This is a genomic window from Micromonospora sp. NPDC048830, assembly GCF_043198215.1.
Classification (GTDB): Bacteria; Actinomycetota; Actinomycetes; order Mycobacteriales; family Micromonosporaceae; genus Micromonospora.
The window spans coordinates 247626-253752 of sequence record NZ_JBICUP010000005.1; the positions used below are offsets into that span (position 1 = coordinate 247626).

The 6127-nt window shown below is 71.3% G+C and carries 6 protein-coding genes; 1 reads left to right on the top strand and 5 read right to left on the bottom strand.

Translation table 11 applies throughout. The features are described from left to right. Positions 1-78 precede the first annotated feature (78 nt). The 3 genes from ACGFIZ_RS07650 to ACGFIZ_RS07660 form a co-directional block, all read right to left on the bottom strand. A complete protein-coding gene (locus ACGFIZ_RS07650) occupies positions 79-1485 on the bottom strand; it encodes a class II 3-deoxy-7-phosphoheptulonate synthase (RefSeq protein ID WP_393416830.1) in 1407 nt (468 codons plus the stop codon). 107 nt (positions 1486-1592) lie between these two features. After that, a complete protein-coding gene (locus tag ACGFIZ_RS07655) occupies positions 1593-2078 on the bottom strand; it encodes a hypothetical protein (protein WP_393416832.1) in 486 nt (161 codons plus the stop codon). Between the two features lie 183 nt (positions 2079-2261). Next, complete coding sequence (locus ACGFIZ_RS07660; protein WP_393416834.1) at positions 2262-3845, bottom strand: glycosyl hydrolase family 18 protein; 1584 nt, start codon at positions 3843-3845, stop codon at positions 2262-2264. 150 nt (positions 3846-3995) lie between these two features. On the opposite strand from ACGFIZ_RS07660, the gene ACGFIZ_RS07665 reads away from it, so the two are divergent. After that, a complete protein-coding gene (locus ACGFIZ_RS07665) occupies positions 3996-4484 on the top strand; it encodes a glutathione peroxidase (RefSeq protein ID WP_393416836.1) in 489 nt (162 codons plus the stop codon). Between the two features lie 111 nt (positions 4485-4595). Here the strand turns inward: ACGFIZ_RS07665 and ACGFIZ_RS07670 are convergent, their stop codons facing one another. Together ACGFIZ_RS07670 and ACGFIZ_RS07675 are read right to left on the bottom strand one after the other, a co-directional pair. Next, entirely contained in the window at positions 4596-5399 is an 804-nt protein-coding gene (locus tag ACGFIZ_RS07670; protein WP_393416837.1) for an SGNH/GDSL hydrolase family protein, read from the bottom strand. A 378-nt stretch (positions 5400-5777) separates the two neighbouring features. Next, a complete protein-coding gene (locus tag ACGFIZ_RS07675) occupies positions 5778-5975 on the bottom strand; it encodes a GNAT family N-acetyltransferase (RefSeq protein ID WP_393416839.1) in 198 nt (65 codons plus the stop codon). Positions 5976-6127: the final 152 nt, after the last annotated feature.

A 6127-nucleotide genomic window follows, 5' to 3' on the forward strand; every position in this document is an offset into this window, starting at 1 on the left:
CCGAACGAAGATCGACGAACTCAGCCACAGTTGTCCCTTCGGCCGCCGACTGCGGGGCTCGCAAGCTCACTCCTCGCGTCAGCCACGGAGCATCTCCGCCACCAGGAAGGCCAGCTCCAGCGACTGCTGGGTGTTCAGCCGCGGGTCGCAGGCGGTCTCGTACCGGTCGGGCAGGTCCAGGTCCTCGATGCCCTGGGCGCCGCCGAGGCACTCGGTGACGTCCTCACCGGTCAGCTCGACGTGCAGGCCGCCCGGGTGGGTCTCCAGCGCGCGGTGCACCTCGAAGTAGCCGAGCACCTCGTCGACGATCCGGTCGAAGTGCCGGGTCTTGTAGCCGTTGGAGGACTCGTGGGTGTTGCCGTGCATCGGGTCGCACTGCCACACCACCTTCGCCCCGGCGGCGGTGACCTTGGCCACGATCGGCGGCAACGTGTCGCGGACCCGGTGGTTGCCCATCCGGCTGATCAGGGTGAGCCGGCCGGGGACGTTGTCCGGGTTGAGCTTCTCGCACAGCTCGATCGCCTCGTCCGGGGTGGTGGTCGGGCCGAGCTTCACCCCGATCGGGTTGGCGATGCGGGAGATGAAGTCGATGTGCGCCCCGTCGATCTGCCGGGTCCGCTCGCCGATCCAGAGGAAGTGCCCGGACAGCCCGTACGCCCGGTTGGCGGAGACCCGGGTGAGCGCCCGGTCGTACTCCAGGGCGAGGGCCTCGTGGGAGCAGTAGAGGGTGACGGTGCGCAGCGCCTCGTCCTGGGTCATGCCGCAGGCCCGGATGAACGCCATCGCCCGGTCGATCTCCCGAGCAATGGCCTCGTACCGCTCGCCGGCCGGGGAGTTCTTGACGAAGCCCTTGTTCCAGTCGTGCACCGCGTGCAGGTCGGCGAGTCCACCGGCCAGGTACGCCCGGAGCATGTTCATCGCGGCGGCCGAGTTGGCGTACGCGCGGATCATGCGCTGCGGGTCGGCGAGCCGGGCCTCCGGCGTGGCCTCCAGCGAATTGATCATGTCGCCGCGGTAGGCCGGCAGCCCGCGCGCGTCGGTCGGCAGCGACCGGGGCTTGGTGTACTGCCCGGCCACCCGGGCGACCTTGACCACCGGCAGGGACGCGCCGTACGTCAGCACGATGGCCATCTGGAGCAGGGTGCGGGCGTTGGCGAGCAGGTGACTCTCGGTGTTGTCGGCGAAGGTCTCCGCGCAGTCGCCGCCCTGGAGCAGGAACGCCTTGCCCTCGCAGACCAGCGCGAGCCGCTCGCGGAGCTGGTCGACCTCGTAGGGGGCCACCACCGACGGCACGGTGTCGAGCACCTTGCAGACCTCGGCGACGACGGCCGGGTCCGGCCACGGCGGGGTCTGCGCGCGGGGCAGCTCCCGCCAGCGGTCCAGGCCGAGGGCGGCGTCCTCGGCGGAGTCGACGGTCGGCCGGCTGGTCTGCAGCGTGCGGCTGCCCACCGCCGGATGGCTCAGCTGGTGCCACTCTTGGCGCATGACAGAAAGCGTACGGCGACAGCGGACCGACCCGACCGGCGAGGGGGACGGTTCCGGCAGTTGGGAGATACCTGGTGTGACCACGGCCACGGGCGGGCCACCCCGCGTCAGGGGGTGACCGACGGCTCCGGGGTGGGGGTGTGGCCGCCCGGCGCCTCCGCGGAGACGCACCAGTCGGCGCCGCTGCGGGTGACGGTGAACAGCAGCGGTCGGGTTGCCTCGCGCGAGCCGGCGGTGACGGTGATCGAGGTGCTGACCTCCTGCCCCCGCTGCCCGGGGCGGACGTCGGTGATCGTGGCGCCCGACACGGTGAAGTGGTCGGCGAAGTCGCCGTTCGGGCCGGTGGCGGCGGCGTCGAACGCCTCCTGCAGCGGGGCGCAGAGCTGGCTCCGCCCCGCGGCGACGTCCTTGGCGATCATCGCGTCGAGGTACGCCTGCACCCGCTCCCGGGACTTCGCGGCGGCCTCCTCGGCGGGCGCCCGTCCCGGCGGGATCTCCTCCTCGCCGCCGCCGACGATCCCGCAGCCGAACAGGGCGAACGGCAGGATCGCGAGCGTCGCGGCGAGCGCCGTCCTGGAGTGCGTCACGCCCATCGGTCCCTCCCCTCGACTCCGGCAGCATCACGTGCCGATCCGCGAGTCTGTCACATCGCCCCGGCCGGGCCGCGCACCCGGGCCGGCCGTGCGCCGCGCGGGTCGGGGCGGCGCCAACAGGGCCTCCTCGCACGAGGGTGCGGGGAGGGACCACGCCCCGGTCCCTCCCCGCGCCCCGAGGACTCAGCCGAGGCCGCCCTTGATGGCGCCGATGAGCTCGCCGTTGCTCGTGTCACCGGAGAGTTCCCAGAAGAACGCGCCGCCGAGGCCCTGGTTCTTCGCGTACGTCATCTTGCCGCCGATGGTGGCGGGGGTGTCGTAGCTCCACCAGTTGCTGCCGCACTTGGCGTACGCGGTACCGGCGACGGTGCCGGTGGCCGGGCACGTGTTCTTGAGCACCTTGTAGTCCTCGATCCCGGCCTCGTAGGTGCCCGGGGCCGGGCCGGTGGCGGTGCCACCCGGTGCGGTCTGGGTCACGCCGGTCCAGCCCCGGCCGTAGAAGCCGATGCCGAGCAGCAGCTTGCTCGCCGGGATGCCCTTGCCCTTGAGCTTCTGGATCGCCGCGTCCGCCCAGAAGCCCTGCTGCGGGATGCCGGCGTACGAGGTGAGCGGCGAGTGCGGGGCGGTCGGGCCCTGCGGGTTGAAGGCGCCGAAGTAGTCGTACGCCATGACCATGAACCAGTTCAGGTTCGCCGCGGCGCCGGCGTAGTCGGTGGCGTCGATCTTGCCGCCGCTGCTGCCGTCGGCGGTGATCGCCGCGGTGACCAGCGCCGAGGAGCCGAACCGGGAGCGCAGCGCGCTGACAACGTTCTTGAACGCGTTCGGGCCGCTGCCGTCGCACTGCAGGCCGCAGGCGTTGGGGTACTCCCAGTCGATGTCGATGCCGTCGAAGACGTCCGCCCAGCGCGGGTCCTCGACCAGCCGGTAGCAGCTGTCGGCGAACGCGGCCGGGTTCTGCGCGGCCTGGGTGAAGCCGCTGGACCAGGTCCAGCCGCCGAAGGACCAGACGACCTTCAGGTGCGGGTACATCCGCTTGAGCTTGCGCAGCTGGTTGAAGCTGCCGCGCAGCGGCTGGTCCCAGGTGTCCGCGACGCCGTCGACGCTGTCCGCCGCCGTGTACGCCTTCTCGTAGTCCGCGTAGCTGTCGCCGATGGCGCACCGGCCGCCCGTGGTGTTGCCGAAGGCGTACATGATGTGGGTCAGCTTGGCCGCCGAGCCGCTGGTGTGGATGTTCTTGACGTGGTAGTTGCGGGCGTAGACGCCCCACTCGGCGAAGTAGCCGACGACCTTCTTGTCGCCGCTGGGCGGCGGGCTCGTGGGGGGCGGGGTGGTCGTGGGCGGCGGGGTCGTGGTGGGCGGCGGGGTGCCGCCGCCGCACGGCGCGCCGTTGATCGTGCAGTTCAGCGGCGCCTTGTACGCCCCGGTGCCGTTGTAGCCCCAGCTGAACGTCGCCCCGGGGGCGAGCGGGCCGGCCCAGCTCTTCTTGACCGCGACGTAGTGGTTGCCGCTGCTGGTGACGTCGGCATCCCAGAAACTGGCGATGGTGGTGCCGGCCGGCAGGTCGAACTCGATGCGCCAGGTGTCGACGCTGGCGCTGGAGCCGTTGGCGACGGTCACCCGCGTCTCGTGGCCGGTCCCCCAGTCCTGCACCTTGGTGAACGCGGCGGTCACACTTCCGGCGCCGAACGCCGAGGCCATCGGGACCGCCGCGACGGTCACGGCGACCACGGCGCCGGCCCAGAGGGCCCGGCGGAGCGATCTCTTCATGTGGCACCTCCCCCAATAGTTAGGAAACTTTCCAAAAGGATTGCTGAGACGCTACTCACGTCGTCACCACTTCGTCAAGATGTACATGCGTCGATCTTTGTGAACGCTCGGATCCGGCCGCTGGCCGGCGCCGGTGGGTAGCCTCGGCCCATGACCGTCTTCGACATCGAGATCGACGCCCTGACCGGTGGTCCGGCGGACCTCGGCGCGTACCGGGGCAGGGCACTGCTGGTGGTGAACGTGGCCTCCCGGTGCGTCCTCACCCGGCAGTACGCCGGCCTCCAGGCCCTGCACGACGCGTACGCCGACCGGGGCCTGGTGGTGCTCGGCGTGCCGTGCAACCAGTTCGCCGGCCAGGAGCCGGGCACCCCCGCCGAGATCGGCGAGTTCTGCCAGGTCAACTACGGTGTGACCTTCCCGCTGACGGAGAAGGTCGACGTCAACGGCCCGAACCGGCACCCGCTCTACGTGGAGCTGGTGTCCACCCCGGACGCCGAGGGCCACACCGGCAACGTGCGGTGGAACTTCGAGAAGTTCCTGGTCGCCCCGGACGGCACGGTGGCGGCCCGGTTCGCCCCGCCCGTACCGCCGGAGGACCCGGAGCTGCGCGCGGCGGTCGAGAAGGCCCTGCCGGCCTGAGCCCGGCGGCGCGCCCCCGGCCGCGCCCTGGGAACACGCGCGACGGGGTCGCGCGTCCACCCGGCGGGTGGGCGCGCGACCCCGGAGGTCACCGGCGCGAGGCCGGCCCGGTCAGCCCGCGACGGAGCGGAAGACCGGGTAGTACCCGCCGGCCTGACCGGCCGCGGTCGGGTGGTACGAGATGCCGATGTTCAGGTAGTTCAGGGCGTGCAGCCACTTCTCGCCGTAGCTGCACAGCTGGTGGCCGACGAAGATCGACCGGACGTCGGCGAACGTGAAGCCGGCCGAGGTGGCGGCGGTCCGGATGATGTCGTCCACCAGGTTGATGCCCTCGTTGATCTTCGCGCGGGAGGTGGCGCTGAGCCCGACGCAGAAGGTGCCGAGCTGGTAGAAGACCGGGTAGCCGACGACGACGACGCGCGCGGACGGGGCCCGGCTCTTGATTCCGTTGTAGACGTTGGCGAGCTTGCCGGGCAGCTCGGCGCGGGCCTTGTTCTCCGCGGCCTGCACCGCGGCGACGCACTCGGTCTCGCCGTACAGGACGCAGGTGGTCATGATGTTGGCGAAGCCGACGTCGTTGCCGCCGACGGTGACGCTGACCAGCGTGGTGGTCGACGACAGGGCGGAGAGCTGGTTGTTGATCACGTCCGTGGTGGTCGCGCCGGAGCAGGCGACCGAGCGGTACGAGGCGGGCCTGATGTTGGTGTTGTACAGCGCCGGGTACGCGTTGTTGCTGCGCTGACAGGCGCCGCTCTCGGAGGTGTAGTTGTCGGCGCCGACGCCGGAGGCGTACGAGTCGCCAAGCGCGACGTAGCGGTCGGTGGCGGCCGCCTGGGCGGGAACGGCCAGCGTGAACGTGGCGCCGATGGAGGCCGCGAGGCTCACGGCGAGGGTAACGAGACGGGATTTCCGCACGTCGCACTCCTGGGGGTGGGAAGTGTTGGTGCGAGATAGATATCACTACATACGTCCCCCATGGAAGATCACCGATATTCGGTAGGGGCGGATACGGGTGCATCGGCGCCTATCCGTCCAGAGTCACGAAGGCGAACGGCGCCTGAGGAGGGGGTGGTGACGGGACACTGTGGAGCTGCCCCGGATGCGCGCCCACTGCCGGCGGAGCTCGCCACGTACGACGCGACGGCGGCTGTGCGCCAGTGCGCCGACCTGCTTCCCGTCGCCGTCCCGGCGGTAGCACGGGGAGCGCAGGCCGTGGTGGCCCTTCAGGGGGTCGCTCGTCAGGTTCGACGGGTGACACCGGTCGAGATGGTCGCCGCCGCGTTGGAGCCGGAGTCAGTCGGCCGGCGGAAGGGTCAGGCGCATCGTCGGGCCGGAGGTGGCCACGAAGCCGAGCGACCGGTACAGCGGCTCCCCCTCCGCCGACGCCCGCAGGTCGATCTTCCGCACCCCGCGCGCGGCGAACCAGCCCAGCAGCGCCTCCAGGCACGCCCGCGAGTATCCCCGCCGCCGGTACCCCGCCTCGGTGACCACGTTTTGACTTCCTCTGCCCCCTGAAGAGGGCAGGTTCCTGGCGGCGCTCATGCGGCGCGCCGGGTGGTTGACGCTTCGCAGCCCACAGGTGCCGGGCTCCACGTCCGTACACGACCAAGCCCGGCCGCGTTGAGAATGTTCAGGGCCGCGTT

Bases quoted from the DNA above. Each gene is read 5' to 3' on its own strand.
- ACGFIZ_RS07665 (WP_393416836.1), top strand. From the start codon at position 3,996: ATGACCGTCTTCGACATCGAGATCGACGCCCTGACCGGTGGTCCGGCG.
- ACGFIZ_RS07660 (WP_393416834.1), bottom strand. From the start codon at position 3,845: ATGAAGAGATCGCTCCGCCGGGCCCTCTGGGCCGGCGCCGTGGTCGCC.
- ACGFIZ_RS07655 (WP_393416832.1), bottom strand. From the start codon at position 2,078: ATGGGCGTGACGCACTCCAGGACGGCGCTCGCCGCGACGCTCGCGATC.
- ACGFIZ_RS07650 (WP_393416830.1), bottom strand. From the start codon at position 1,485: ATGCGCCAAGAGTGGCACCAGCTGAGCCATCCGGCGGTGGGCAGCCGC.